Genomic DNA, 24300 nt, shown 5'->3' with positions numbered 1-24300 from the left:
CGAGCACGTCGAGGAAGGTCACGCGTCCTCCTCGGGGCCGGGCGGCGACTCGGGTTCGGCAGAGGGCTCGGGATCCGCGGGCGGCTGCGGACCGCGCTGGGTCGCGGACCCGTCGGTGGCGCGGCGAGAACGGCGGGGATCGGCGGGCGCCGACGGTTCGGGGGCGGGGGCGTCGGGCGGAGCGGGCTCGGCGGGGGAGCCGGAGTCCGGGGTCGCCGAAGTGTCCCGTTGGCTCGCGGCGCCGTCGGAGGCGCGGCGGCCGCGGGGCGGGCCGCCGGACGGCGGGACGTCGGGAGTCGGGGCGTGCGCAGTCGGGGCGGCCGGAGCCGGCGGTTGTCCGGGGGTGGCGCCCTGACTCGCCGAGCCGTCCGACGCGCGGCGGGAGCGCCGCGGGGCGGCCGGGGGTTCCGGCGCCGTCGGAGGCTGCGGCGGTGCCTCGCCGCTCCCCCGCTGGGTCGCCGAGCCCTCGCCCGCGCTTCGGGTGCGGCGGGGGCGCTCCGGGCGCGCGGGCGCGTCGGGTGTGTCCGGGCCCGTCGACGGTTCGGGGGCTGCCGGGCGGGGGGTGGCCTGCGGGCCCCACTCGGAGGCGTCCGGGACGCCGGGAGGCAGTATCCGGCGGCGGCCCGGGGAGCGGGCGCCGGCCGGGGCGTGGTCGGACTCGCCGGGCTCCTTGGCGCCGGGCCAGGGCTTGGCCACGCGGGAGGCCAGCACGAAGTCCTTGCGGAGCGGGTGGCCTTCGAAACCGTCGGGGAGCAGCAGCGGGGCCGGGTTCGGGTGGCCTTCGAAGGTGATGCCGAACATCTCGGCGGTCTCGCGTTCGTGCCAGCCCGCGCCCGCGAACACGCCGGTCGCGGTCGGCAGCACCGGCGCGTCGTGCGGGACCCGGGTGCGCAGCAGCAGCCGCGGTCCCGGCGCCGCGCACACGTGCACGGCGATGGTGAAGGCGTCCGATTCGTCGACCGCGGTCAGCCAGTCGAAGAAGGTGAGCCCGAGCGTGTCGCGCGCCGCCGTCAGCGCCGCGATCCACCCCTCGGCGGGCACGTCCGCGGTAGCGAGGCCGTACGCGTCGGACACCGCGGTGTCCGCGCCGAGCGCGCCGCGGATCTCCTCGGGCGTCACTCCGCACCGCCCGGCGCCGCGGGCGGGGCGACCAGGCCCCGCCGGAACGCCCCGGCGGGCAGCCCCGGCGTCCCGCCGGGCCCGTCCGCCTCGGACAGCACCGCGCCGCTGTCCCGCCGCGCGCGGGCGGCGGACTTCGCCCGCGCCGGGTTGCCGCGCCCCGCCTTCGGGTCCGCGTCCTCCTCCGGCTCCGGGTACCGGTCCGCGAGCGACTCGCCGGCGATCTTCTCCTGGAGCTTGAGGATGCCCTGGAGCAGCGCCTCGGGCCGCGGCGGGCAGCCGGGCACGTACACGTCGACCGGGATGATCTGGTCGACGCCCTTGGTCACGCAGTACGAATCCCAGTAGGGACCGCCGCAGTTGGCGCACGAGCCAAACGAGATGACGTATTTCGGCTCCGGCATCTGCTCGTACAGCCGCTTGATCGCGGGCGCCATCTTGTCCGTGACCGTCCCCGACACGATCATCAGATCGGCCTGCCGGGGGCCGGGCGCGAACGGGATCACGCCGAGCCGGATGAAGTCGTGCTTGGCCATCGACGTCGCGATGAACTCGATCGCGCAGCACGCCAGTCCGAAGTTGAAGACCCACAGCGAATACTTGCGGCCCCAGTTGAGCACCAGCCGGATCGGGTCCGGGGCCAGCCGGGACAGCGGGCCGAGTTTGGGGGCCGGGAGCACCACCGGCCCGGGTGAGCGCCGCGTCACGTCCACGTCAGCACGCCCTTCCGCCACGCGTACAGCAGTCCGATCGCGAGGAACCCGACGAACACGAACATCTCGACGAGGGTCGTCGCGCCGTACCCGGGGTCCGCGAACACGGTGGCCCACGGGAACAGGTAGATCGCGTCGACGGCGAAGATCACGTACAAGTAAGCGTAGATGTAGTACCGGATGTGGGTCTGGGCCCAACCCGTGCCCACCGGGTCCACGCCGCATTCGTACGCCATCAGCTTCTCGGTCGACGGCGCGTGCGGCCGCAGCAGCCGGTTCGCCGCGAAGGCCGCGGCGACGAACGCGCAGCCGACGAGGAACACGAGTCCGACGAGTGCGTACGTACTGAAGTAGCCGTGTGCGGTCACCTTGGTACGTCCCCTGGCGTGTCGTGTGCGTTGTCTGCGTTGTCTTCGTGGCACGGGAGTCTAGGGGGATTGGCCCTGACCTGTCCGCACCGTCCGTGGCCGCGCCGTGGCGCGCCGCCACCCGGGTGCACGAGGGTGGGTAGGGACAACCCCACTACGGAAACACCGACGTGCGCCATGGGACCGGCGGCCGTCGGCCGCGAGAGTGGTACTGCAAGGATCGTCCGCAGATTCCCCGAGCGAGGACCGCCCGATGTCGACAGCTGGTACCACCGTGCCCGGCCGCGCACTCCGCGCCCCGGTGCCGCGCCCCGGTTTCTGGCGTGCCCCGTTCAGCGCGCGGACCTGGGGCGAGTCCATTTATCTGATGCTGAATCTGTTCGTCGGCATCCTCGGCTTCGTCTTCGTGGTCGTGTTCGTCGTGCTGGGCATCGGCCTGACGCCGCTGTTCCTGCTCGGACTGCCGCTGATCGCGGCGGTGGTCCTGGCGTGCCGCGGCTGGGGCGCGATGGAACGCGGCCGGGCCCGCGCCCTCCTCGACGAGGACGTCGCGCGGCCGGAGCGGTTCAGGCAGAAGACGCCCGGCGCGTGGGGCTGGATCAAGAGCGGTCTGGCCGACGGCACGGGCTGGCGCGCCGCGCTCTACCTGTTCCTGATGCTGCCGTGGAGCATCCTCACGTTCACCGCGGTGGTCACCCTGTGGTCGGCGACGCTGGCGACCATCAGCTATCCGGCGACCCAGCCGCTGTTCCGGTCGGCCGACCAGCCGGGCGCGATGCTGTGGGGCGACGGGCCCAAGCAGCCCGGCGACGACTTCTACCTGACCGGCCCGCTGTGGGTGACCGCGACGTTCGCGGTCGGCGTGCTGCTGCTGTTCCTCACCCCGCAGGTGATCCGCGGCATCGCGTGGGTGGACCGGGTGATGGTGCGCGGCCTGCTCGGCCCGGCGTTCCTGTCCCAGCAGGTGCAGGACCTGACCGAGAGCCGCGGCGCGGCGGTCGACACCGCGGCGTCCGACATGCGGCGGATCGAGCGCGACCTGCACGACGGGGCGCAGGCCCGGCTGGTGTCGCTGGCGATGGACCTGGGCCTGGCCAAGGAGAAGATGTCCGACGACCCGGAGAGCGCGCAGCGCATGGTGGTCGAGGCGCACAACGAGGTGAAGCTGGCGCTGCGCGAACTGCGCGACCTCGCGCGGGGCATCCATCCGGCGGTGCTTACCGACCGCGGCCTGGACGCGGCGCTGTCCGCGGTGGCCGCGAAGTGCACGGTGCCGGTGGCGGTCGGCGTGGACCTGCCGACGCGGCCGAGCGCGCCGGTGGAGCAGGCGGCTTACTACTGCGTGAGCGAGCTGCTGACGAACGTGTCCAAGCACAGCGGCGCGACGCGGGCGTCGGTGGCGGTGCACGCGGAGCGCGACCGGCTGGTGGCGGTCGTCGAGGACGACGGCCGCGGCGGCGCGGACCCGGCGCACGGCACGGGCCTGGCCGGCCTCACCGAACGCGTCCGGGGCGTGGGCGGCACGCTGAAGGTGGTCAGCCCGAAGGGCGGACCGACCCGCGTCACGGTGACGCTGCCGATGTAGCCGCAGGCCGCCGGGCGCGGAGGACCGCGCCCGGCGGCTGCCTGCGCGCCCCGCAGCCTCCGCGATCCGGGACACTGGTGCCCGTCGGGGCACGGGGTCCCGGGTTGCGGGATGGAGGCTGCGAGCGCCGTGCGCGTCGTGATCGCTGAGGATTCGGTACTGCTCCGGGACGGTCTGACCCGCCTGCTGGTCGACCGCGGGCACGAGGTGGTGGCGGCCGTGGACGACGCCGAGCAGCTGCTCGTCGCCGCCGCGGAGATGCGTCCGGACGTGTGCGTCGTGGACGTGCGCATGCCGCCGACGTTCACCGACGAGGGGATCAAGGCGGCCGTGCGGATGCGCGCGGAACTGCCGAGCGTCGGGGTGCTGATCCTGTCGCAGGCGGTCGAGGAGCAGTACGCCACCGAGCTGCTCGCGGGCAGCACCAGCGGCGTGGGGTACCTCCTCAAGGACCGGGTCGCGGACGTCGGCGATTTCGTCGACGCCGTGGTGCGGGTCGCCAAGGGCGGCACCGCGCTCGACCCGGAGGTCGTCTCCCAGCTGCTCGGCCGCAGCCGCAAGCAGAACGTGCTGGTCACCCTCACCCCCCGGGAGCGCGAGGTGCTCGGCTACATGGCCGAGGGACGCAGCAACGGCGCCATCGCGCAGGCGATGGTGGTGTCCGACGGCGCGGTCGAAAAGCACGTCAGCAACATCTTCGGGAAGCTCGGCCTCGCCCCCAGTGAGACCGATCACAGAAGGGTTCTGGCAGTACTCGCTTATCTCGGATCCTGACACTCTGATGAGCGGATTCACCGACCCGTGCGATCATCCCCGCGATCGGAGGCTGACCCGTCACGGGCTCGGCCACATCCGGAAAGACGGACACAATCCACCTTTTCGGGCTGAAATCCGGCATCGAATCGCTCCCGTGCACCACCGGGGCCCGGCCAGGGCCCTTCTTGTACAGCCGTACGATGAAACTGCGACATCCGCGCGGTGCGCGGACGACCTGCCGCAGCGCCGAGGAGGTCCTCACCAGTGACCAAACAGGTCAAGCAGATCGACCGGGTTGTCATCCGGTTCGCGGGCGATTCCGGTGACGGAATGCAGTTGACCGGAGACCGTTTCACGTCCGAAACGGCCAGCTTCGGCAACGACCTGTCGACTCTGCCCAACTTCCCCGCCGAGATCCGCGCGCCAGCCGGAACTCTGCCGGGTGTGTCCAGCTTCCAGTTGCACTTCGCCGACCACGACATCCTGACCCCGGGCGACGCCCCGACGGTCCTGGTCGCGATGAACCCGGCGGCCCTCAAGGCCAACATCCGCGACCTGCCGCGCGGCGCCGAGATCATCGTCAACACCGACGAGTTCAGCAAGCGGGCCATGGCCAAGGTCGGCTACGCGACCAACCCGCTCGAAGACGGCTCGCTGGACGCCTACAACATCCACGCGGTGCCGCTCACGACGCTCACCGTCGAGTCGCTCGCCGCGTTCGACATCTCCAAGAAGGACGCGGAGCGCGCGAAGAACATGTTCGCGCTCGGCCTGCTGTCGTGGCTGTACCACCGCCCGACCGAGTCGACGATCGCGTTCCTGCAGAAGAAGTTCGCCAAGCTGCCGGTCATCGCCGAGGCCAACGTCGCGGCCTTCAAGGCGGGCTGGAACTTCGGCGAGACCACCGAAGGGTTCGCGGTCTCCTACGAGGTCGCGCCCGCCAAGCTGCCGGCCGGCACCTACCGGAACATCACCGGCAACCTCGCGCTCGCCTACGGCCTGGTCGCCGCCGGGCAGCGCGCCGAGCTCCCGGTGTACCTCGGGTCGTACCCGATCACCCCGGCCTCGGACATCCTGCACGAGCTTGCCAAGCACAAGAATTTCGACGTCCGCACGTTCCAGGCGGAAGACGAAATCGCCGGCATCGGCGCGGCCCTCGGCGCCGCTTTCGGCGGAGCGCTCGGCATCACCACCACCTCGGGTCCGGGCGTCGCGCTCAAGTCCGAGGCGATCGGCCTGGCGGTTTCCCTCGAACTGCCGCTGCTGATCGTCGACGTGCAGCGCGGCGGGCCGTCCACCGGCCTGCCCACCAAGACCGAGCAGTCCGACCTGCTCCAGGCGATGTTCGGCCGCAACGGCGAGGCCCCCGTGCCGATCGTCGCGCCGCGCACCGCCGGCGACTGCTTCGACGCCGCGATCGAAGCCGCCCGGATCGCGCTGAAGTACCGCACGCCGGTCTTCCTGCTGTCCGACGGCTACCTCGCCAACGGCTCCGAGCCGTGGCGGATCCCGAACGTCGACGACCTGCCCGACCTGCGCGTCGAGTTCGCGACCGAGCCGAACCACGAGAACGAAGACGGCACCAAGGTCTTCTGGCCGTACAAGCGCGACCCGGAGACACTGGCCCGCCCGTGGGCGGTGCCCGGCACGCCCGGTCTCGAACACCGCATCGGCGGCATCGAGAAGGCCGACGGCATCGGCACGATCAACTACGAGCCGGCGAACCACGACTTCATGGTCCGGGTCCGCCAGGCCAAGGTCGACGGCATCGCCAAGGACATCGCCGAGCTGGAGGTCGACGACCCGACCGGCGACGCGAAGGTCCTGGTGGTCGGCTGGGGCTCGACCTACGGCCCGATCGCCGCGGGCGTCCGCCGCGTGCGGGCCCAGGGCGGCAAGGTCGCGCAGGCCCACCTGCGCCACCTCAACCCCTTCCCGGCGAACACCGCCGAGGTGCTCAAGAAGTACGACAAGGTGATCGTCCCCGAGATGAACCTGGGGCAGCTCGCTCTGCTGCTGCGCGCCAAGTACCTCGTCGACGCCATCGCGTACAACCAGGTCCGCGGTCTGCCGTTCAAGGCCGAGGAACTGGCCCACGTGATCCAGGAGGTCATCGAAAGTGTCTGAGGCATCCCTCTCGTCCGGGGCCGACGGCCGCGGCCGTGGCCTCCCGGCGCTCGCGCTCGTGCCCAAGACCGACGAGAAGCAGTCCATGAAGGACTTCAAGTCGGACCAGGAAGTGCGCTGGTGCCCGGGCTGCGGCGACTACGCCATCCTGGCGGCGGTGCAGGGCTTCCTGCCGGAACTGGGGCTCCGCAAGGAGAACATCGTGTTCGTGTCGGGCATCGGCTGCTCCAGCCGCTTCCCGTACTACATGAACACGTACGGCATGCACTCGATCCACGGGCGCGCCCCGGCCATCGCGACCGGCCTGGCCTCGTCGCGGCAGGACCTGAGCGTGTGGGTGGTCACCGGTGACGGCGACGCGCTCTCCATCGGCGGCAACCACCTGATCCACGCGCTGCGCCGCAACGTCAACCTCAAGATCCTGCTGTTCAACAACCGGATCTACGGGCTGACCAAGGGCCAGTACTCGCCGACGTCCGAGACCGGCAAGATCACCAAGTCGACGCCGCTCGGCTCGCTGGACCACCCGTTCAACCCGGTCAGCATCGCGATCGGCGCCGAGGCGACGTTCGTCGCGCGGACCATCGACTCCGACCGCAAGCACCTCACCTCGGTGCTGCGCGAGGCGGCGGCGCACCCGGGTACCGCGCTGGTGGAGATCTACCAGAACTGCAACATCTTCAACGACGGCGCGTTCGACCAGCTCAAGGACCCGGACACGCGCGACGACGTGACCATCCGCCTGGAGCACGGGCAGCCGGTCAAGTTCGGCACGGACCTGCGCTACGGCGTGGTCCGCAACGCGTCCGGGCAGCTGGACGTGGCCGAGGTCGCGGAGGTCGGCGAAGACGCGCTCCTCGTGCACGACGCGCACGCGGAGAACCCGGAGCTGGCGTTCGCGCTGTCCCGGCTGGGCGACCTCACGAGCAACTACCACACCCCGATCGGCGTGTTCCGCAACGTCGAGCGCCCGGTGTACGACACGCTCATGGCCGACCAGCTCGCCGCGGACACCGCGGCGCGCGGCGCGGGCGACCTTGCCGCGCTGATTTCCGGCAACGACACCTGGACCATTTCCTGACGGTCCGCCACTATGCAGGTCGAGGCCCCGGCATCCTTCGCCGGGGCCTCGGTCTTTTCGCCTTTTCCGCCTTTTTCACATTTCCGCATTTCCGCCCTGCCGCCCGGCCCGCCGTGCTTACGTGGGACATGTGAGCGACAACGGGGCGAACTCCACCGCGGACTCCACGGCGAACTCCACCGCAGAATCCACCACGGGATCCACCGGGACCGGCACGCACGGCGGCGACCTGGCGAACCCGGCGCTGCCGTACGCGGATCCGCACGCCAAAGCGCGGGCCGAGGCGATCCGCCGCTGGCAGGTCCTGGACATCCCGCCGGACTGCTACCACGAGATCGCGGCGCTGGCCGCCCGCCTGTTCGGCACGCCCTACGCCGTCGTGACGGTCGTCGACGAGGACGACATCTGGTTCCACGGCCGGCACGGCCTCGATCTCCCGGGCGTGCCGATCGGCCCCGGCCTGTGCCACACCGTCGTGGTCACCGGCGAGCCGCTCGGCCTGGCGAACGCCGAGATCGATCCGCTGGCCTGCCCGAACCCGCTGGTGGCAGGACCGTTCGGGGTGCGGCACTACTTCGGGGTGCCGCTGCGGACCGCGGACGGGCACAGCATCGGCACGATGGCGGTGTTCGACACCGCGCCGCGGCCGGTGCCGTACGACCGCACCGACATCCTGGAGGCGCTGGCCTCGCTCGTGGTGCGGGAGTTCGAGATCCGGTTGGCCGCCCGGGTCGCGGTGGCCCAGGAACAGGAGGAACGCCTGGCCGCCGAGATGCGGTTCGCCGACCTGTCCGCGGCGCTGGGCACGCACGGCACGATCGGGCAGGCCATGGGCATTCTCATGGCGCAGCGCCGCCTCGACTCGGAAGCGGCGTTCAGCGCGCTGCGTTCGGTGTCGCAGAAGAAGAACGTGAAGCTCGCGGACGTGGCCCGCACGCTGGTCACCGACGTGGAGCGCCAGGTCCGCCGCTGACCTCCCGCGGACCCGCCGGTCACACCACGCCGCGGACCCGGGCCCGGACGACGGCCGCGACCCACTCCCCCAGCAGCACGTCCAGGTCCTGCACGCCGGACAGCGGGCCGGGCGAGTAGACCACCACGGCCAGGCTGAACCGCGGGCGGCGCAGCGCGGCGGCGGCGCACGAGCGCACGCCGCGGACCCGCAACTCGCGTGCCGCGTCCGGCCAGCGGGGCTCCCGGTCGAGGTCGGGCAGGTGCACCATGCCGCCGCTGCGCAGCACGTCGGCGACCGGGCCGGGGCGGGTGACGTCGTGGGCGCCCACCACTTCGCTGAGGTCGTCGTCCGTGGAGACTTCGGCGAGGAGTTCGTGCTCGCGCCAGAAGGCCAGGGTCACGTCGCGGACCCCGCGGACGCCGCGCAGCGCCAACTCGCCGACCGCCGCGAGCAGGTCGGCGGCGGCGAGGGTCTGCGGGCGGAGCGGCCGCACCGGGTACGGGATGACCGCGTCGCGCAGCAGGTCGAACGGGCGCGTGCGGAACGGCAGCGCGAAGGAACTCGCCTCGGGATTGAACGGGTCGGACATCGTGGCCCCCACCTCGGGTCCGCGGGCAGCGCGGGAGGCCGGGCAGCGCACAGGCGTACGGCGAAGGCCGCGTCGGCGAAGCCCGGATTCGGCTGACTGTCCAACCGGCTCCCAGACTACGTCGTCGCGGCCGATCGCAGGCCCGGCCCGGGACAAGTTCGCTCAACAGGTGACGTCGCGGTCGCTCATGCGCGCCCAGGCGGCCGCGCCGAAGACCAGCGTGTAGGCGGCCTGGAGTTCGATGTTGCGGATCACCCCGCCGGTGGGCACGGGTTCGCGCAGCAGGTCGCCGAAGGACATCCACTTGTCGCCGAACAGCCAGGGGTGCAGGGCGTGGAACTGCGGGATGGACGCGAGGATCGCGGAGACGATCACCAGGCCCACGGTGGTCGCCATCGCCGCGACCGGCACGGCGGTGAGCGTCGACACGAACAGCCCGATGGCGGCGAGCCCGAGCAGCGACACCGCGACACAGACCGCGATCAGCATGGCGCGCACGAGCGCTTCGCCCATCGAGATCCGATCCCCGTTGAGCAGTGGCACATCCCCCATCGGGAACAGTGCGGCCCCGGTGGCCAGCGCGGACAGCGCGACGGTGAACGTCGCGGCGAAGCAGAACGCCACCAGGCCCGTGTATTTGACGAGCAGCAGTCGGATGCGGCCCGCCGGGGCGACCAGCAGGTAGCGCAAGGTCCCGCTGTTCGCCTCCCCGGCGATCGCGTCGCCGGCCACGACCCCGACGGTCATCGGCAGGAAGAACGGCAGCGTGGCGGCGAGCGACGCGAAGACCAGGAACAGCCCGTTGTTGGTGACCTGGGAGACGAACTCCAGGCCGCCGTCGCCGTCGCCGTTTCCGCCGCCGCCGCTGGTGAACCAGCGCAGGGCGATACCGAGCAGCACGGGGATCGCGGCGAGGAGCCCGAGCATCGCGTAGGTGCGCGGGCGGCGGAACACGATGCGCATCTCGCTGAACACCAGCCCGCGGGCGCGCGGCAGGGCCGGGGCGTGGGCGCGGCGGACCGCGGCAGCCGGCAGGACATCAGCTCTCGACATCGAAACCCTCCCCGGTGAGTGCGACGAACGCGTCTTCGAGCGAATCGCCGTGTGTGGTGAACGAGCGGACCCGGACGTCGCGGCGGACGAGTGCCGCGCACACGTCTTCGGCGGCCAGGTCGCCGAGGTCGGCTTCGACGCCGTCGCCGGTGGTGGCGACGTGGGCGAGGCCGAGTTCGGCGAGGACGACCGCGGCGCGGCCGGCGTCCGGGGTGCCGACGCGCAGGCGGCCGCGTACGGCGGAGCGCAGTTCGTCGACGGTGCCTTGGGTGACGAGCCGGCCGCGGCTCATGATCGCGGCGTGGGTGCAGACCTGTTCGATCTCGTCGAGCAGGTGGGAGGACAGGAACACCGTGGTCCCGTCCGCGGCGAGGCTGCGGATGAGCGCGCGGATCTCACGCATGCCCTGCGGGTCCAGGCCGTTGGTCGGTTCGTCGAGGACGAGCAGGTCGCGGGGCCGGAGCAGGGCGGAGGCGATGCCGAGGCGCTGCTTCATGCCGAGCGAGTAGGCGCGGGCTTTGCGGTCGCCGACGGCGGACAGGCCGACCCGGGCGAGGGCTTCGTCGATGCGCCGCTTCCGGGTGGCCGGGTCGGCGGTGCGGTCGGCGGCGTCGAGCCGGGCGAGGTTCTCCCGGCCGGTGAGGAAGCCGTAGTGCGCGGGTCCTTCGATGAGCGCGCCGACGCGGGGCAGGACCGCGCCGGCCGCTCCGGGCATGGCGCCGCCGAGGACGGTGGCGGTGCCGGAGGTGGGCTTGATCAGGCCCATGAGCATGCGGATGGTGGTGGTCTTGCCGGAGCCGTTCGGGCCGAGGAAGCCGAACACCGCACCGGCCGGGACGACCAGGTCGAGTCCGTCCACGGCGAGCCGGTCGCGGCCGTACCGCTTGGACAGCCCGCGTGTGACGACGACCGATGCGCCGTCCGGTTGCGCGGCGGTGGTGCCGGGAGTGGGCGCGACGGCCGCCGTGGACGTGGTCATCGGGCTGCCGTCCCCGCGGCCTGCTGCAGCGTCGCGCCGTCGACGGCGCCGGCGAACACCCGGCCGTCGTCGGTCACCAGGACGGTGGCCACTCGTGTGCTGAACAGGGTGCCTTCGCCCCAGGGCCCGGAGACCCGGCTGCCGGCCTTGCTCAGCAGATCCGCGATCCCGGGCCGGTCCTTCTTGGCCTCCTTCGTGTCCTTGGTCTGGTCCTTGCCGCCGGCCTGCGGCTGCGGTGCGGACGGTTTGGCGGAGACCCCGGCGGGCAGCCGGAGTTCGACCACGGTGTTCCAGCCTTCGCCGTGCGTCTTCGGCTCGGTGCCGCGGAATCCGGCGGTGAGCTTGGTGAGGTCGAACGGTTCCTTGGCGTTCTTGGCGGCGTCGTCCGCGGCGGTGTTCTTCTCGTCGACCTTGGCGCCGGACGGCGGCTTGAAGTCGAAGGTGCCGGCCGCGGGCTTCGCGAACGACACGTCGGTGAAGCCGACGTCGAGGGCGGGCTTGCCGCCCTTCGCGGTGTCCACGACGACGCGCAGCGGGACGCCGGTCTCCGCGTCCGCCCACACGGTCGCCCCGGCGAGCAGGCTGCCGGGCTGTGCGGGCGCGAGGCGGAGCTTGTAGGCCGACCGTCCGGCGACCTTGTCGGTGCCGGCCGCGGTGACCGTGGTGCCGCTCTGCTTGGCGAGGTCGAGCAGCTTGGCCGCGGCGTCCTGCGGGGTGATCGCCGCACCGGGCAGCGCGGTGCCGGGCTCCTTGGCCTGCCCGGTCTGCCCGGCCTGCCCGGCCTGCTGTTCCGGCAGCAGGGTGTGGGTGGCCGCGTTGCGGCGGCTGTCGTACGTCCACACATCGCGGCCGTTGTGCACGATGTTGTATTCGGCGAGGTCGGCGCGGATGCCGATGCGCTGCCGGTCGGGGCCGTCGACCGCGACGCGGAGCGTGTGCGTCCCGGACACCAGGCCGGACGGGTCGGCGGAGCCGCGTCCGGGCAGTGCGGGCAGGCCGAGGTCGGTGGTGAGGTCGACGGTGCCGGACAACGTCTCGTTCGTGGCACCGGCGATCTTGGCGACGACCTGATCGGCCGTCAGGACGGGGAGCTTGGGGTCCGAGTCGTCCGCGAAGGCGGCGGGACCGTAGGTGATCGCGCCGGCGGCCAGCGCGGTAACGCCGAGCGGCAGCGCGACTTTTCCTGCGGTGCGTAGTACGACGGGCATGGAGCATGCCTTTCCCTGGAGGGTGCCGCGGCCCCACGACCGCGGCCATTCCAGGGGATCACTCGGCGTAGGGCCCGGGCATCGACCGGTAGTCACACCGCGTTCTACGTCTTCGGGAGCAGCCGTGCGCCTTCCGAACTACCTGACGACTACGCACGGTCTCCTTCTCGGACCGCGGCGTTCGGTCGGCCGGTCCGCCCCTTGTCGGTCACCGACGGGATGATCCGATACGGGATAATCCCATTTCGGACACACCGCGCTACGCTCGGGGCATGAGCGCCGACACCACCGAGACCGCCCAGACCCCGCCCGGATGCGGCCCCGCCGACTCCGACGACCCGGCGCGGCTGCGCGCGCCGGACCTCTCCTACCTGTTCTCGCACGCCGGGCACGTCCTGGCGACGGAACTCACCGCCCGGCTGGCGGAGATCGACGTGACGCCGCGCGGGCACTGTGTCCTGGTGCACGCCCAGCAGGGTGAGTTCACCCAGATCCAGCTCGCCGAGCACACCGATCTGGACAAGACCACGATGGTGCTGACCGTCGACGCCCTGGAGAAGAAGGGCCTGGCGGAGCGCCGCCCGTCGCCGACCGACCGGCGCGCCCGGATCATCACGGTGACCGACGCCGGCCTGGCCAGGGCCGCGCAGGGCCGCGAGCTGGTCGACGCGGTGCATGCCGACGTGCTGAACGCGATCCCCGAGGACGAACGCGAGGCGTTCGTGCGCAACCTGTACCGCCTGGTCAACGGGCGGTTGTCCACCCCGGTCGAGTCCGGACGGCCGGTGCGCCGCGGCGGGCACACGGGCAGCCAGGGCTGATCCTCAAGAAATCGAACAACAAAATATCGTCTCTAACAAAACTATCTGCTAGCGTCACTCCTGCGGGCAGGCGACTGCCCTTCGCACTCGCCGTGCACACTCGGAGGCTTCGGACGATGGCAGAGCTGGCGCAATCCCCCCGGTCCGACCGGCGCGCATATCCGCGCACACTGGCGCTGGCGCTGCTGTGCGCCGGTGTCCTGATGGTGATCCTGGACGGCACGATCGTGACCGTCGCGCTCCCGTCGATCGCCGACGACCTGGGCTTCTCGTCGGCCGACCTGGCCTGGGTCATGAACATCTACATGATCGCGTTCGGCGGTCTCCTGCTGCTGTCCGGACGCCTCGGCGACCTGTTCGGCCGCAAGCGGGTCCTCCTCGCCGGACTCGCGGTCTTCACCGTCGCGTCGGTCCTCTGCGGCGTCGCGACGAGCCCGGAAATGCTGCTCGCGGCCCGGTTCGTGCAGGGCGCGGGCGGGGCGATGGTGTCCGCGGTGAGCCTCGGCATGATCGTCACGCTGTATCCGGAGCCGGCCGAACAGGGCAAGGCCATCGGCGCGTTCAGCTTCGTCGGCGCGGCCGGCGCATCCCTCGGCCTGGTCCTCGGCGGAGTCCTCACCGAAGCGGCCAGCTGGCACTGGATCTTCCTGGTCAACCTGCCGATCGGCGTGCTGACACTGCTGCTGTCCGCGCGCATCCTGTCCCCCGACACGCCCACGGGGCCGCGCGGCAAGGCGGACGTGGCAGGCGCGGCGCTGGTCACCGCCGGGCTGATGCTGCTGGTGTTCGCGGTGGTGAAGGCCGAGGCGTACGGCTGGGGTTCGGCCAAGACGTGGCTGCTCGTGGCCGGTTCGCTGGCGCTGCTGGCGCTGTTCGCGGTGCGCCAGCACCTGGCCGCCGAACCGCTGCTGCCGCTGCGCACGTTCCGCTCGCGCAACGTGACCGGCGCCAACGTGCTGCAGGTCTTCACCATCGCCGCGATGTTCGGCTTCCAGGTGCTGGTCGTGCTCTACATGCAGCACGTCCTCGGCTACGGCCCGGCGAAGTCCGGATGGGGCATGTTCCCGACGGCGTTCGCGATCGGCGCGGTGTCGCTGGGCCTGTCCGCGCGGCTGATCGGGCGCTTCGGGGCGCGCAACGTCCTGGTGGGCGGGCTGCTGATGCTGACCGCGGCGATGGCGTACCTGACGCGGGTGCCGGTGGACGGCGCCTACGCGGTGGACCTGCTGCCGGTGTTCGTCCTGCTCGGCGGCGGCGGTCTGGTGCTGCCCGCGCTCGCGACGCTGGCGATGTCCGACGCCGGTCCGGAGGACGCGGGCGTGGTGTCCGGGCTGTTCAGCACCACCCAGCAGATCGGCGCGGCGCTGGGCGTGGCGCTCCTGAACACCCTGTCGACGTCGCGGGCCGACACGCTGCGCGGCGACGGCAAGTCCGAGGCGGCGGCCCTGACCGGCGGGTTCCACCTGGCCTTCACGGTCGGCACGGTGCTGCTGGCGGCGTCGGTGGTGCTGGCGCTGGTGGTGCTGCGGACGCCGCGGACGGGCCGGGCGGCGAGTGCGGACGAGAAGGCGGCGCAGCCGCTGGCGCACGTGGGCTGAGCCCGCGGGACGGCGACCATGCGGGTGGGGCGGCAGAGGGTGTCTGCCGCCCCATCCGCGTCCCGGGTCCGGGTCGGCGCGGCCGCCACCCGGTCGGACATTGGCCCGCCGTTGGTCCGGACTTGGCGCTGCGGAGCCGTGTCTTCCGCCCGTACGCCATAGGCTCCCAGCGCACGACGACACCGAGCGAGGAGCGGGCGCGTGGACGACCAGCAGGGCGGGTGGCCGGGGCCGCAGCCGGGGCAATCGGGGCAGCCGGGGTGGCCGGGAGCCGGACCGGGGCCGGGTGGACCGGGCGGGCAAGGCGGGCCGGGCGCGGGTCCGCAGTGGCCGGGCGCGGGTGCCCCCGGGGCGTATCCGCCACCCGCGGGAAGTCCGACAGGGCACCAGATTCCGCCTCCGCCTCCCGGGCAGGCGCCCCCCGGCTACCCGCCGGGCCCGCCGCTGCCCCCCGCCTATCCCCCGGGTCCGCCTGCTCCGCAGGGTCCCGGGGGAAGGAACCGCAAGGTCGCCCTGGCGGTCGGCGCCGCGGTGGTCGTGGGAGCGCTCGTCGCGGGCGGAATCCTGTGGGCGGTGAACGACGACGGAGATTCGTCGGACGCGGCGTCGTCGAACTCGGCGACGCCGACCGCGACGCCGACGACGAGCCCGTCGCGGGCCACGCCCACCGCGACTTCGACGCCCACGGCGTCGGACACGGCGACCGCACCCGCGGTTCCCGACGCCCCGACCGGTCAGGCGAACGCCGCCGGGTGCGCGCAGGAGACGCCGACGTCGTCGGCGATGTCGTTCCCGTCGCCGCCGATGACGATCGACCCGAGCGGGTCGTACACGATGACCCTGAAGACGAACTGCGGCACGGTCGCCTTCAAGCTCGACGCCGCGAAGGCGCCGACGACCGTGAACTCCTTCGCGTTCCTGTCGTCGAAGGGCTACTTCGACCACAGCCCGTGCCACCGGCTCACCACGGAGGGCATCTACGTCCTGCAGTGCGGCGACCCGACGGGCACCGGGAGCGGCGGGCCGGGCTACCAGTTCTCGGACGAGAACCTGGCCGGGGCGACGTACCCGAAGGGCACGCTCGCGATGGCGAACGCCGGGCCGGGCACCAACGGCAGCCAGTTCTTCATCGTCTGGAACGACACCCAGCTCCCGCCGAACTACACGCCGTTCGGCACGGTCACGGACGGCATGGACGTCGTCCGGCGGATCGCCGACGCAGGCGTCGAGGGCGGCGCGACGGACGGCACGCCGAAGGCCGGGGTGGTCGTGGACACGATGACGGTCGCGAAGCAGTAAGCGGTTCGAGTCGGTTCCGGTCGGCTCCGGTCGGTTCCGGTCGGCTCCGGTCGGCTCCGGTCAGCTCGCCGTCGGCGGCGTGCCGCGCAGCCACGCCAGGACGGCGAGCACGCGCCGGTGGTCGTCCGCCGACGGCGGCAGGCCGAGCTTGTCGAAGATCGCCGCGATGTGCTTCTCCACCGTGCCCGGGCTCAGCGTCAGCGCGCGGCCGATGGCCTGGTTGCGGCGGCCTTCCGCCATCAGTGCGAGCACCTCGCGTTCGCGCGGGCTGAGCTTCTCCAGCGGGTCGCGGCGGGTGCGGGTGCTGAACAGCGCCGCCACGACCTCCGGGTCGAGGGCGGTGCCGCCCGCCGCGACGCGTTCGAGTGCGTCGGTCAGTTCGCCGAGCTTGGCGACCCGGTCCTTGAGCAGGTAGCCGACGCCGCCGCCGGTCGTCAGCAGGTCGGCGGCGTAGGACTCTTCGACGTACTGGGAGAGCATCAGGACGGCCGTGCCCGGGACGGTGCGGCGGATCTCCACGGCCGCGCGCAGGCCGTCGTCGGTGAACGTCGGCGGCATGCGCACGTCGACCACCGCGACGTCCGGACGGTATTCCCGGACCGCAGCCAGCAGTTCGGGGGCGTCCCCGACCGCGGCGACGACCTGGGCGCCGGCCTCGTCGAACAGGCGGACCAGTCCCTCGCGCAGCAGCAGCGAGTCCTCGGCGAGCACGATGCGCAGCACGGGTTCCGGTTCCCCCTCGTCAGGCGCCCGGTCCGCGGTCCTCGCCGACCCCGGTGAGCGGGATGGCCGCGGCGACGACGGTCGGGCCGCCGGGCGGGCTGGTGATCTCCAACGTACCTTCGACGGCGGCGACCCGGTCGGCGAGGCCCGCGAGTCCGTGGCCTTTGCCGATGTGCGCGCCGCCGCGGCCGTCGTCGGCGATCCGCAGGTGCAGGGTGTCGCGGTCCGCCCGGACGGAGACTTCGCACCGGGGCGCCCCGGAGTGCTTGGCGGCGTTGGCGAGCGCTTCACTGGCCACGAAGTAGGCGGTGTTCTCCACGGCGGAGGCGAACCGCTGCCCATCGGCGATCTCGCTGGCCAGCGTCACCGGTACCGGCGACCGCCCGGCGGCCTGCGCGAGCGCGGCGCGCAGACCGCGGTCGGCGAGCACCGGCGGCGCGATCCCCCGGGACAGCGCGCGGAGTTCGGCGAGCGCCTCGTGGCTCTGCGTGATCATGTCGTCGACGAGCACCCGGGCCCGCGCCGGATCCTCGGAGTCGAGGCGTCGGGCGACCGCTTCGAGGTCCATGTTGAGCCGCACCAGCCGCTGCTGGGGCCCGTCGTGCAGGTCGCGTTCGAGGCGGCGCAGCGTCTGGGCTTCGGCGGCGACGGCGCTGCGCCGGCCGTCGGCGAGCTGCCGGGTCCGGGCGCGCAGGGCGGCGGCTTCGTTGGTCAGCAGCCAGCGGGCCAGCCCGGCCTGGACGGCGGTGAGGCCGCGGACCATCGGCACGGTGGTCGCCAGCAGGACGACACCGACGGCGGTGTGGAAGCCGATGTCGGCGGCGCGGGAGGAGACGCCGAACATGAGGTCCAGCAGGCCCGTCTGGCCGTCGTCGCGCGGGATCGGCCCGGACCACAGGCCGTAGGTCAGTTCGCCGAGGCCGCCGACGGTCCAGGTGAGGGTGAGCGAGAAGGTGATCACCCGTACCGGGAAGGCCAGCAGCGCGTGTGCCGTGTCGCGCCATGCCTGCGGGTCCCGCAGGGCCGCCCACCAGCGTGTGGGGGCGAGTGGTCCGGTGACGCCGTAGTGGTGCGGCGGGAGTGTGCGACCGGTGGCGTTCTCCACGCGTCGGCGCTCGTGGCCCGCGAAGACCCGTGCCATCCCGTGCGTGCCGGCGAGCACCGGGACGCCGACGACCAGCACGAGCAGACTGGCGCCGAAGGCGAGTCCGCTCACCACGACCACGAAGGCGGCGATGCCGACCGGGAGTCCGGAGTAGAGATAGCCCAATTGGCGCCGGAAGCCGCCCTGCCGCCCGGGTGCGGCGGGGGCTGCCGTGCGCGTGTCGTCCCACGTACCGTCCATGAGGGGATCGTGCCCGGAGGGTGTACGCCGTGCCCAGCCGGTTTGCGGGAGGGGCGGGGGTGGGGTGTGCCCCCATAGGGCGGCTGTATGGCTCGCGTGCGCCGGAAGCGTGGCCGCAGGAGGTGGCCAGTTCACGCGGCTCTTGTGGGAACGCGTGTTCCGGGTCCGGCGGCGGCCTAGCCTCGCCACGGTGACCGGAGCGGCCGTCTCGGCGCGGGAGGGGGCGCGAGCGGGCATGGCGCACGAGGGCCGATACGAGAATCGGAAGGCCGGGACGACCTATGCCGTCACCGGGCAACTCATCTGGGGCACCCAGCCGTTGTTCTGGCCGCTGCTGGACGCCATGGACACCGATGCGATCGTCGCGCACCGGGTGGTGTGGTCGTTCGTCGTCGCCGGGCTGTTCGCCGCTGCGCTTCGGGGCAGCCGCGCGGACACCGTCCGGCTGCTGCGGTCTCCCGCGGATATGCGATCGCTGGCGGTCGGGGGCGTCCTGCTCGGCTCCTCCTGGGCCGTCTACGTGTACGCGGTGGTCTCGGGCCGTGTCGTCGAAGCATCGTTGGCCTTGCTGATCGGCCCGATCGCCGGTGCGCTCCTCGGCGTCGGGCTCTTGCGGGAACGGCTGAGCGGGCCGCAGTGGTGCGCATGCGCGCTGGCCGTCCCGGCGTTGGCGGTGGTGACCGTCGGATACGGCCACGTGCCGTGGCTGGCCTTCGCCATCGCCGGAACCGTCGCCGCCTACGGCCTGGTCCGCAAACGGCGTCCGGTACCGGCGGTGGCCGGAACGGCGATCGAGTTGGCGGTGCTCTGCCCGGTGGGCGTGGCGGTCATCCTGTGCGGGGGCACCCGTGCGTTCGGCGGCGTGAGCCCGGTCGCTCTGCTGGTGCTGCTGCCGGCCGCGGGGCTGATCACCGCGGTGCCGAGCCTGCTGCGGGTGGCCGCGCTGGGGCGAATTCCCCTCTCGATGTTCGGTCTGCTGGGCTACCTGAACCCGGTGATCCAGCTGTCCATCGGCGTGGGCGTCCGCGGGGAGCCGATGTCGGCCGCCTCGTGGGTCGGCTTCGCGCTGGTGTGCTGCGCGTTGGCGGTCTTCTCCGCGGACGCGCTGCGCGGCCGCCGCGCAACCCGCACGACGGCACCGGCTCGTGTCCGCGCGCGACGGCAGCCGGTTGAATAGCCGGCATGGACTTGCACGAGGACTACCGCGCTTTGTACCAAGGTTGCCTCAGCGCCTGTGCGCACATCGGCGCCGGACGCCGGGTGGGCGTACTGGGCACGTTCCTGGCCGAACAGGTACGCGAGGACCTCGCCCGCGGGGAACACGCGATCGATTCGGCCGACAAACTCTCGGACGTCGCGGACGACTTCGCCGGTCTGGCGCGCACGGTCGCCGACTACGACCATTTGTGCCGCGAGGTGTTCTCCGATCTGCACCACCTGTACCGGCCGGAGCCGCCGTGGCGGGTGTTGGCGCGCGGGCGGACAGCGGTGCGGGCAACGCTGCAAGTACGGCGGCGGCAGCCGGTGTTCGCGCTGCATGTGGCGGGCGACGCGTGGATGTTCCGGGTCTTCCCGAATCCGTACGACGACGAGCGGGCACTCGTCGTCGACGGCACCGTCTCGGGCGACCGGCACAGCCGACGGACGGCGCAGGCGCCGTGGGAGCGGGTGCCGCCCGAGTGGTGCGACCAACTCGACTACGGGTTCCAGGCGTTGGGCGTCAAGGTGGACCTGCCGTACCGCACCGGCGAGGAGCTGGTTCAGCTCTCCGACGAACCGGGGTCGGCGCCGAACACGATCATCTGATCGATGCGCTGCCGGCGCAGGTGCACCACGTCGGTTCCGGTGAGCCGCCGGGTGCCGTCGGGCATGCGGTAGAGCCAGCGGTAGCGCGCCCATTCGCCGGGCATGTCGACGTCCGAGGAACGGGTCATCGTGCCGGGGCCGTCGGGGTGGCGCCGCATGTCGCAGACGAACCGCTCGACGGCGTCGATGCCGTCGCTGCGGCCGAACGGGCCCCAGAACACCACGTCGGCGGTCAGCGCCCGGGTCAGCAGCTCGGGGACGTGGTCGTCGCTCGCCGCGTTGAACGCGGCGATGAAGCTGTCGATTGCCGACTGCGCCCAGGTCTCCTGCATGTCCCAGTCCTACCAGGCGGGGCCGCGGCCCCGCCTGATCCGCGCGGATTTTCCTTGCGGGTCCGTTGCCGCCCGAGGCGGCCGGATGCCGGTCGGCCGATCAGTCGATCCAGACGACGACCGCGAGGCGGCGGTGCGCGGCGGCCCGGTAGAAGTCGCGCAAGGCGTCGAAGTGGGCTTGGAGAAAGCGGACCAGGTCTCCGGAGAACTCCCCGAAGCCGCACAGGACGGCGGCTTCGCGCGGGTCCTGCCCGGCGAGCCGGTCGAGGACGCCGGCGAGCGCGAACGCGTCGAGGGCGTCCAGAGCCGCGGCCGTCTCGGCGACGGCGGCGGGGGTCAGCAGTGCGGGAGGCCGACCGAAGCCGTCGTAGACGTCGTAGTGGTCGAGGAACTCGACGTCGGGGCCGGTGCCGTCCGGGTCGCCGTCGATGCTGCGGCGGAGCGCGTCCCCGTGCTGCGGGTCGCCGCCGAGGAGCGGCCAGGCTTTGACGAGGCCCCGGATGGCCCAGCCGGTGTCGAGTGTGTCCGCGGAGGGCGGGGACCAGCCCGGCGATCCGTCCGGCGTTCGCGCGGCCGTGGCGCGGCACTCTTCCAGGTAGGCCGGGGTGATCCGGGCGAGTTGCTGGGTGATGGCCATGGGCCGGAGTCTGCCGGGGTCAGCCGGGCGTCGTCGGGCGGGGGGCCAAGAAGTCGGCCAGGTCGGCAAGCAGTCGCGCGGGCGGGTCGACGCCGAGGGTGTAGTGCGTGGTGTCGGGGACAAGGGTCGTCCGCAGGCCCGGAATCAGGCCTTCCGCGGCCCGCGCGACCTTGCGGGAGTCGTGGGCGCGGCTCTCGGCGGCGAGAGCGACCAGTGTGGGGACGCGGATCGCCCGCAGTGCCTCGGCGCGGGGCCGCGGGCCGGTGAGCGGCTTTGCCGACGGGAAGGTCGCGCCTTCGGCATACAGGCCCACCCACGCGGGATCGAGTTCCGCGCCGCGGGTCTCCCAGTGGAGCCAGGCCCGGTTGCGGGCCGGGCTCGGGCGGAGGAGCACCGGCACCGCGCGCAGGAGGAAGCGGGGGGCGAACCCGGTGAAGCAGTTCGTCGGGTCGACGAGCGCGAGGGCGCGGAGGCGTTCGGGGGCGTGGAGGGCATAGTGCAGGGCGCTCCAGGCGCCGTACGAGTGCCCGGCCAGTGCGACGGGCTGTGTAGTCCCGGTCAGCGCGTCGAGTACCTGGTCGAGCCAGGCCAGTTGGTCGGCGATGCGGGCGATGGGCCGGTCGGAGGCGGCGATGCTGCGTCCGGGCTCACCGACGGTGTCGACGGCGTGCACGCGGTGCGCGGCCCCGAGCGCGGCCGCGGTGGCGAACCAGACCGCCGCGGTGGCGCCGCCGCCGGGGAGCAGGACGAGCGGCGGGGCGTCGGGCGGGCCGTGGCTGATCACGTGCGTGGTCCCGTAGGGCGTGTCCACGACCGCGGACTCGGCCTCGGCGGGCCAGCGGGCGGCGAGGACGGCGGCATAAGCGCGATGGAAGGCGGTGTCGGTGGCCGAGTTGCTTGGGGGCATGGCGGACTTCCCTCTCGACTGGGCCGAGGCACGGTGACGTCGACGAGACCGCATCGGCAATGTCTCGCCGGGCTATTATCTCGATGAACGAGATAATATGCGGAGTGCGGGTCGCGGGGACAAGCGCGGAGGGCGGACGGGATGGCGACGGATGCGCGGGAGAGTCGCGAGAACGCTGCGGGGGGACGGGAAGCGTCGCCCGACGGAGGAGCGGGCACCCCGCGGGACGCGGCCTTGCCGCCGTCCGGCCGCGCCGACGATTCGGCGCTCTTCCACCTGCTTCGCGCGGTGACCGTGGAATACGGCCTGCGTCAGAACGAATTCGCCGCGGCGCACGGGATGCACCCGACCGACGTGCGGGCCCTCGTCTGCCTGCTGGACGCGGAACGCGCCGGAACTCCCGCGACAGCCGGGCTCGTCGCCACCGGCCTCGGCCTCAACTCCGCCGGGACGACGGCCGTTCTCGACCGCCTCGAAAGCCTCGGCCTGATCGCCCGCACCCGCGACCCGCAGGACCGCCGACGCGTCCTGCTCACGGTCGAGGACCGGGCCAAGACGCTGGGCCGGCAGTGGTTCGGCCCGCTGATCGCGCGAACGACGGCGCCGCTGCGGGACTTCGACGAGAACCAGCTGGGCGCCATCCGGCTGTTCCTGGAGTCGGCGCTGGGAGCGCTGACCGAGGAGGCACCCGGGCCGGTCAGCGCTCCAGGACGGGGGCGGCGCGGCGAATCGCCGCGCAGTACCCCACGATGAGGCCGAGCCGGATCGCCGCCACGACGACTTGCCTTCCGAGCACGCCTAGGACGAGGACGTAGGCCAACAGCACGGCATGGGCGACCGCCATCGCCGTGAAGGCGCGCGAGCGCACGGCCACCGAGCGGACGACCAGCCCGAACACCGCGCAGAAGTCGAGCACGCCCATCAGCGCGGCAAACCGCCCCCAGATGTCCTGGCCTTCCGACGGAACGCCGTACGCCGGGCTGTAGGCCACCATCAGGCAGAGCAGCCAGACGAACATCTCGACCACGAGCAACAGCCCGAGCCCGATGCACAGGCTGGTCAGGAGCTTCGGGTGCGCGATCTGCGCGCGACTCACGATCCCCCCGATCAGCCGCCTGTCCCCCTGGTGGACGGCTCTTGGTCGCACAGGCCGGCGAACCACGCAGGTCGACGGACCGTTTCGCAGGTGCGGGCGGAGACGGACGCAGGAGCGGCGCCCGCGGAGCCGGCCGGGCGGGTGCACGCCACGTGCGGGCGGAGCCGAGCAGCAGCTCAGCAGCTGCGTTCGACCACCAGCTCGCACAGCGAGGTGAGCGCGGTCTTCGCCGCGCCCTCCGGAAGCGGGGCCAGGACCTCGCACGCCTCCTCGGCGTAGCGGCGGGTGTCCTGGCGGGCGCGCTCCAGGGCCGGGTGGGCGCGTAGGAGGGCCAGGGCCTCGGCGTGGTCGGCGTCGTCCGTGAGGGGGCCGGAGAGCAGCTCCACGAGGCGGACGTCGGCGGGTCCGGCGGTGGCGCGCAGGTGGAGGACCGGCAGCGTCGGGACGCCCTCGCGGAGGTCGGTGCCGGGGGTCTTGCCGGACTCGGTGGAGTCGCTGGCGATGTCGAGGATGTCGTCGGCGAGCTGGAAGGCCACGCCGATGCGTTCGCCGTAGCGGGCCAGGATGTCCACGACGTGGTCGTCGGCGCCCGCGAACATGGCGCCGAACTGGCCCGCGGTGGCGATCAGCGAGCCGGTCTTGTCGGCGATGACCGCCAGGTAGTGCTCGACCGGGTCGTCGCCCGGGTTGGGGCCGACCGTCTCGCGGATCTGGCCGGTCACCAGGCGGGCGAACGCGCGGGCCTGGATCCGCACCGCCTCGTCGCCGAGGTCGGCGACGATCTCCGACGCGCGGGCGAACAGGAAGTCGCCGGTGAGGATCGCCACCGAGTTGTCCCAGCGGGCGTTCGCGCTCGGCGCGCCGCGCCGCAGCGCCGCCTCGTCCATGACGTCGTCGTGGTAGAGCGTCGCCAGGTGGGTCAGCTCGCACACCACCGCGGCCGGCACCACACCGGGCGCCTGCGGGTCGCCGAACTGGGCGGCAAGGAGGGTGAGGAGCGGGCGGAAACGCTTTCCGCCCGCCTCCACCAAATGCCGCGAGGTCTGCGTGAGGTACGGGAACTCGCTCTTCGTGGCGGCGAGCAGCTCCTGCTCCACGGCCGCCATCCCGGCGCGGATCTCCGCGTCCAATACACCGTCATGGACGCTCAGCCCGAAGGGCCCCACGATCGTCATGCCGGTGCACTCCTCATGGTCGCGCAGT

24 protein-coding genes and 1 pseudogene are annotated in these 24300 nt (G+C 72.6%); 11 read left to right on the top strand and 14 right to left on the bottom strand.

What is annotated here, in order from left to right:
- Positions 1-18: 18 nt before the first annotated feature.
- The 3 genes and pseudogenes from ABEA93_RS30020 to ABEA93_RS30010 form a co-directional block, all read right to left on the bottom strand.
- Positions 19-1119, bottom strand: coding sequence for an NADH-quinone oxidoreductase subunit C (locus tag ABEA93_RS30020; protein ID WP_345678979.1), 1101 nt, complete (start codon positions 1117-1119; stop codon positions 19-21).
- Positions 1120-1312: 193 nt separating this feature from the next.
- A pseudogene (locus ABEA93_RS30015) lies at positions 1313-1832 on the bottom strand (NADH-quinone oxidoreductase subunit B); the annotation flags it as partial.
- The gene (locus tag ABEA93_RS30010) at positions 1823-2200 is read right to left on the bottom strand and encodes an NADH-quinone oxidoreductase subunit A (protein ID WP_345678977.1); all 378 of its coding nucleotides are present in this window, start codon (positions 2198-2200) and stop codon (positions 1823-1825) included. The gene ABEA93_RS30010 and the pseudogene ABEA93_RS30015, both read right to left, overlap by 10 nt.
- 253 nt (positions 2201-2453) lie before the next feature.
- Here ABEA93_RS30010 and ABEA93_RS30005 point away from each other — a divergent pair, with 253 nt between their 5' ends.
- The 5 genes from ABEA93_RS30005 (at position 2454) to ABEA93_RS29985 (ending at position 8722) form a co-directional block, all read left to right on the top strand.
- The gene (locus ABEA93_RS30005; RefSeq protein ID WP_345678976.1) at positions 2454-3785 is read left to right on the top strand and encodes a sensor histidine kinase; all 1332 of its coding nucleotides are present in this window, start codon (positions 2454-2456) and stop codon (positions 3783-3785) included.
- Between the two features lie 111 nt (positions 3786-3896).
- Positions 3897-4559, top strand: a complete 663-nt coding sequence (locus tag ABEA93_RS30000) for a response regulator transcription factor (RefSeq protein ID WP_345678975.1) — start codon at positions 3897-3899, stop codon at positions 4557-4559.
- A 246-nt stretch (positions 4560-4805) separates the two neighbouring features.
- Positions 4806-6668, top strand: coding sequence for a 2-oxoacid:acceptor oxidoreductase subunit alpha (locus ABEA93_RS29995; RefSeq protein WP_345678974.1), 1863 nt, complete (start codon positions 4806-4808; stop codon positions 6666-6668).
- Between the two features lie 85 nt (positions 6669-6753).
- Positions 6754-7749 (top strand): 2-oxoacid:ferredoxin oxidoreductase subunit beta, encoded by a 996-nt coding sequence (locus ABEA93_RS29990; protein WP_345679031.1) that lies wholly within the window; start codon positions 6754-6756, stop codon positions 7747-7749.
- A gap of 130 nt (positions 7750-7879) precedes the next feature.
- Positions 7880-8722 (top strand): ANTAR domain-containing protein, encoded by an 843-nt coding sequence (locus ABEA93_RS29985; RefSeq protein WP_345678973.1) that lies wholly within the window; start codon positions 7880-7882, stop codon positions 8720-8722.
- Positions 8723-8741: 19 nt separating this feature from the next.
- Here ABEA93_RS29985 and ABEA93_RS29980 read toward each other — a convergent pair whose 3' ends face one another.
- The 4 genes from ABEA93_RS29980 to ABEA93_RS29965 form a co-directional block, all read right to left on the bottom strand.
- Positions 8742-9293 (bottom strand): GAF domain-containing protein, encoded by a 552-nt coding sequence (locus tag ABEA93_RS29980; RefSeq protein WP_345678972.1) that lies wholly within the window; start codon positions 9291-9293, stop codon positions 8742-8744.
- 162 nt (positions 9294-9455) lie between these two features.
- Complete coding sequence (locus ABEA93_RS29975) at positions 9456-10346, bottom strand: ABC transporter permease (protein ID WP_345678971.1); 891 nt, start codon at positions 10344-10346, stop codon at positions 9456-9458.
- Positions 10333-11325: an ABC transporter ATP-binding protein gene (locus ABEA93_RS29970; protein ID WP_345678970.1), complete on the bottom strand. Its 993-nt coding sequence runs from the start codon at positions 11323-11325 to the stop codon at positions 10333-10335. The genes ABEA93_RS29975 and ABEA93_RS29970 overlap by 14 nt, the downstream gene beginning before the upstream one ends.
- Positions 11322-12533 (bottom strand): LolA family protein, encoded by a 1212-nt coding sequence (locus ABEA93_RS29965; protein WP_345678969.1) that lies wholly within the window; start codon positions 12531-12533, stop codon positions 11322-11324. Before ABEA93_RS29965 ends, ABEA93_RS29970 begins: the two co-directional genes overlap by 4 nt.
- 272 nt (positions 12534-12805) lie before the next feature.
- Here ABEA93_RS29965 and ABEA93_RS29960 point away from each other — a divergent pair, with 272 nt between their 5' ends.
- The 3 genes from ABEA93_RS29960 to ABEA93_RS29950 all read left to right on the top strand — a co-directional run bounded on the left by ABEA93_RS29960 (position 12806) and on the right by ABEA93_RS29950 (position 16251).
- Complete coding sequence (locus ABEA93_RS29960; protein ID WP_345678968.1) at positions 12806-13354, top strand: MarR family winged helix-turn-helix transcriptional regulator; 549 nt, start codon at positions 12806-12808, stop codon at positions 13352-13354.
- 116 nt (positions 13355-13470) lie between these two features.
- Positions 13471-14952, top strand: a complete 1482-nt coding sequence (locus ABEA93_RS29955) for an MFS transporter (RefSeq protein WP_345678967.1) — start codon at positions 13471-13473, stop codon at positions 14950-14952.
- 573 nt (positions 14953-15525) lie between these two features.
- Positions 15526-16251, top strand: a complete 726-nt coding sequence (locus ABEA93_RS29950) for a peptidylprolyl isomerase (RefSeq protein WP_345678966.1) — start codon at positions 15526-15528, stop codon at positions 16249-16251.
- Between the two features lie 60 nt (positions 16252-16311).
- On the opposite strand, the gene ABEA93_RS29945 is transcribed toward ABEA93_RS29950, so the two are convergent.
- Together ABEA93_RS29945 and ABEA93_RS29940 are read right to left on the bottom strand one after the other, a co-directional pair.
- Positions 16312-16971, bottom strand: coding sequence for a response regulator (locus ABEA93_RS29945; RefSeq protein WP_345679030.1), 660 nt, complete (start codon positions 16969-16971; stop codon positions 16312-16314).
- A gap of 22 nt (positions 16972-16993) precedes the next feature.
- A complete protein-coding gene (locus ABEA93_RS29940; protein ID WP_345678965.1) occupies positions 16994-18319 on the bottom strand; it encodes a sensor histidine kinase in 1326 nt (441 codons plus the stop codon).
- Positions 18320-18509: 190 nt separating this feature from the next.
- On the opposite strand from ABEA93_RS29940, the gene rarD reads away from it, so the two are divergent.
- Positions 18510-19496, top strand: coding sequence for an EamA family transporter RarD (rarD, locus tag ABEA93_RS29935; RefSeq protein WP_345678964.1), 987 nt, complete (start codon positions 18510-18512; stop codon positions 19494-19496).
- 5 nt (positions 19497-19501) lie between these two features.
- Positions 19502-20125 (top strand): hypothetical protein, encoded by a 624-nt coding sequence (locus tag ABEA93_RS29930; protein WP_345678963.1) that lies wholly within the window; start codon positions 19502-19504, stop codon positions 20123-20125.
- On the opposite strand, the gene ABEA93_RS29925 is transcribed toward ABEA93_RS29930, so the two are convergent.
- The 3 genes from ABEA93_RS29925 to ABEA93_RS29915 all read right to left on the bottom strand — a co-directional run bounded on the left by ABEA93_RS29925 (position 20080) and on the right by ABEA93_RS29915 (position 22001).
- A complete protein-coding gene (locus ABEA93_RS29925; protein WP_345678962.1) occupies positions 20080-20457 on the bottom strand; it encodes a nuclear transport factor 2 family protein in 378 nt (125 codons plus the stop codon). The two genes, ABEA93_RS29930 and ABEA93_RS29925, sit on opposite strands and share 46 nt — an antisense overlap.
- Before the next feature lie 100 nt (positions 20458-20557).
- A complete protein-coding gene (locus tag ABEA93_RS29920) occupies positions 20558-21094 on the bottom strand; it encodes a DUF1877 family protein (RefSeq protein WP_345678961.1) in 537 nt (178 codons plus the stop codon).
- Between the two features lie 19 nt (positions 21095-21113).
- On the bottom strand, positions 21114-22001 hold the full coding sequence (locus ABEA93_RS29915) for an alpha/beta fold hydrolase (protein ID WP_345678960.1): 888 nt from the start codon (positions 21999-22001) through the stop codon (positions 21114-21116).
- A gap of 141 nt (positions 22002-22142) precedes the next feature.
- On the opposite strand from ABEA93_RS29915, the gene ABEA93_RS29910 reads away from it, so the two are divergent.
- Complete coding sequence (locus ABEA93_RS29910; RefSeq protein WP_345678959.1) at positions 22143-22754, top strand: MarR family winged helix-turn-helix transcriptional regulator; 612 nt, start codon at positions 22143-22145, stop codon at positions 22752-22754.
- Here the strand turns inward: ABEA93_RS29910 and ABEA93_RS29905 are convergent.
- Positions 22699-23097 (bottom strand): hypothetical protein, encoded by a 399-nt coding sequence (locus ABEA93_RS29905; RefSeq protein WP_345678958.1) that lies wholly within the window; start codon positions 23095-23097, stop codon positions 22699-22701. The two genes, ABEA93_RS29910 and ABEA93_RS29905, sit on opposite strands and share 56 nt — an antisense overlap.
- A 176-nt stretch (positions 23098-23273) precedes the next feature.
- Positions 23274-24272 carry a polyprenyl synthetase family protein gene (locus tag ABEA93_RS29900; protein ID WP_345678957.1) on the bottom strand — a complete coding sequence of 333 codons (999 nt, stop codon included), beginning with the start codon at positions 24270-24272 and terminating at the stop codon, positions 23274-23276.
- Positions 24273-24300 lie beyond the last annotated feature (28 nt).

This window comes from Yinghuangia aomiensis, from assembly GCF_039542225.1.
Taxonomy (GTDB): Bacteria; Actinomycetota; Actinomycetes; order Streptomycetales; family Streptomycetaceae; genus Yinghuangia; species Yinghuangia aomiensis.
The sequence above is the reverse complement of the archived record's forward strand: the minus strand, read 5'-3'. Positions and strand labels throughout refer to the sequence as shown.

Bases quoted from the DNA above. Each gene is read 5' to 3' on its own strand.
- ABEA93_RS30005 (WP_345678976.1), top strand. From the start codon at position 2,454: ATGTCGACAGCTGGTACCACCGTGCCCGGCCGCGCACTCCGCGCCCCG.
- ABEA93_RS30000 (WP_345678975.1), top strand. From the start codon at position 3,897: ATGGAGGCTGCGAGCGCCGTGCGCGTCGTGATCGCTGAGGATTCGGTA.
- ABEA93_RS29990 (WP_345679031.1), top strand. From the start codon at position 6,754: ATGAAGGACTTCAAGTCGGACCAGGAAGTGCGCTGGTGCCCGGGCTGC.
- ABEA93_RS29980 (WP_345678972.1), bottom strand. From the start codon at position 9,293: ATGTCCGACCCGTTCAATCCCGAGGCGAGTTCCTTCGCGCTGCCGTTC.
- ABEA93_RS29975 (WP_345678971.1), bottom strand. From the start codon at position 10,346: ATGTCGAGAGCTGATGTCCTGCCGGCTGCCGCGGTCCGCCGCGCCCAC.
- ABEA93_RS29970 (WP_345678970.1), bottom strand. From the start codon at position 11,325: ATGACCACGTCCACGGCGGCCGTCGCGCCCACTCCCGGCACCACCGCC.
- ABEA93_RS29965 (WP_345678969.1), bottom strand. From the start codon at position 12,533: ATGCCCGTCGTACTACGCACCGCAGGAAAAGTCGCGCTGCCGCTCGGC.
- ABEA93_RS29960 (WP_345678968.1), top strand. From the start codon at position 12,806: ATGAGCGCCGACACCACCGAGACCGCCCAGACCCCGCCCGGATGCGGC.
- ABEA93_RS29955 (WP_345678967.1), top strand. From the start codon at position 13,471: ATGGCAGAGCTGGCGCAATCCCCCCGGTCCGACCGGCGCGCATATCCG.
- ABEA93_RS29940 (WP_345678965.1), bottom strand. From the start codon at position 18,319: ATGGACGGTACGTGGGACGACACGCGCACGGCAGCCCCCGCCGCACCC.
- ABEA93_RS29930 (WP_345678963.1), top strand. From the start codon at position 19,502: ATGGACTTGCACGAGGACTACCGCGCTTTGTACCAAGGTTGCCTCAGC.
- ABEA93_RS29925 (WP_345678962.1), bottom strand. From the start codon at position 20,457: ATGCAGGAGACCTGGGCGCAGTCGGCAATCGACAGCTTCATCGCCGCG.
- ABEA93_RS29920 (WP_345678961.1), bottom strand. From the start codon at position 21,094: ATGGCCATCACCCAGCAACTCGCCCGGATCACCCCGGCCTACCTGGAA.
- ABEA93_RS29915 (WP_345678960.1), bottom strand. From the start codon at position 22,001: ATGCCCCCAAGCAACTCGGCCACCGACACCGCCTTCCATCGCGCTTAT.
- ABEA93_RS29910 (WP_345678959.1), top strand. From the start codon at position 22,143: ATGGCGACGGATGCGCGGGAGAGTCGCGAGAACGCTGCGGGGGGACGG.
- ABEA93_RS29900 (WP_345678957.1), bottom strand. From the start codon at position 24,272: ATGACGATCGTGGGGCCCTTCGGGCTGAGCGTCCATGACGGTGTATTG.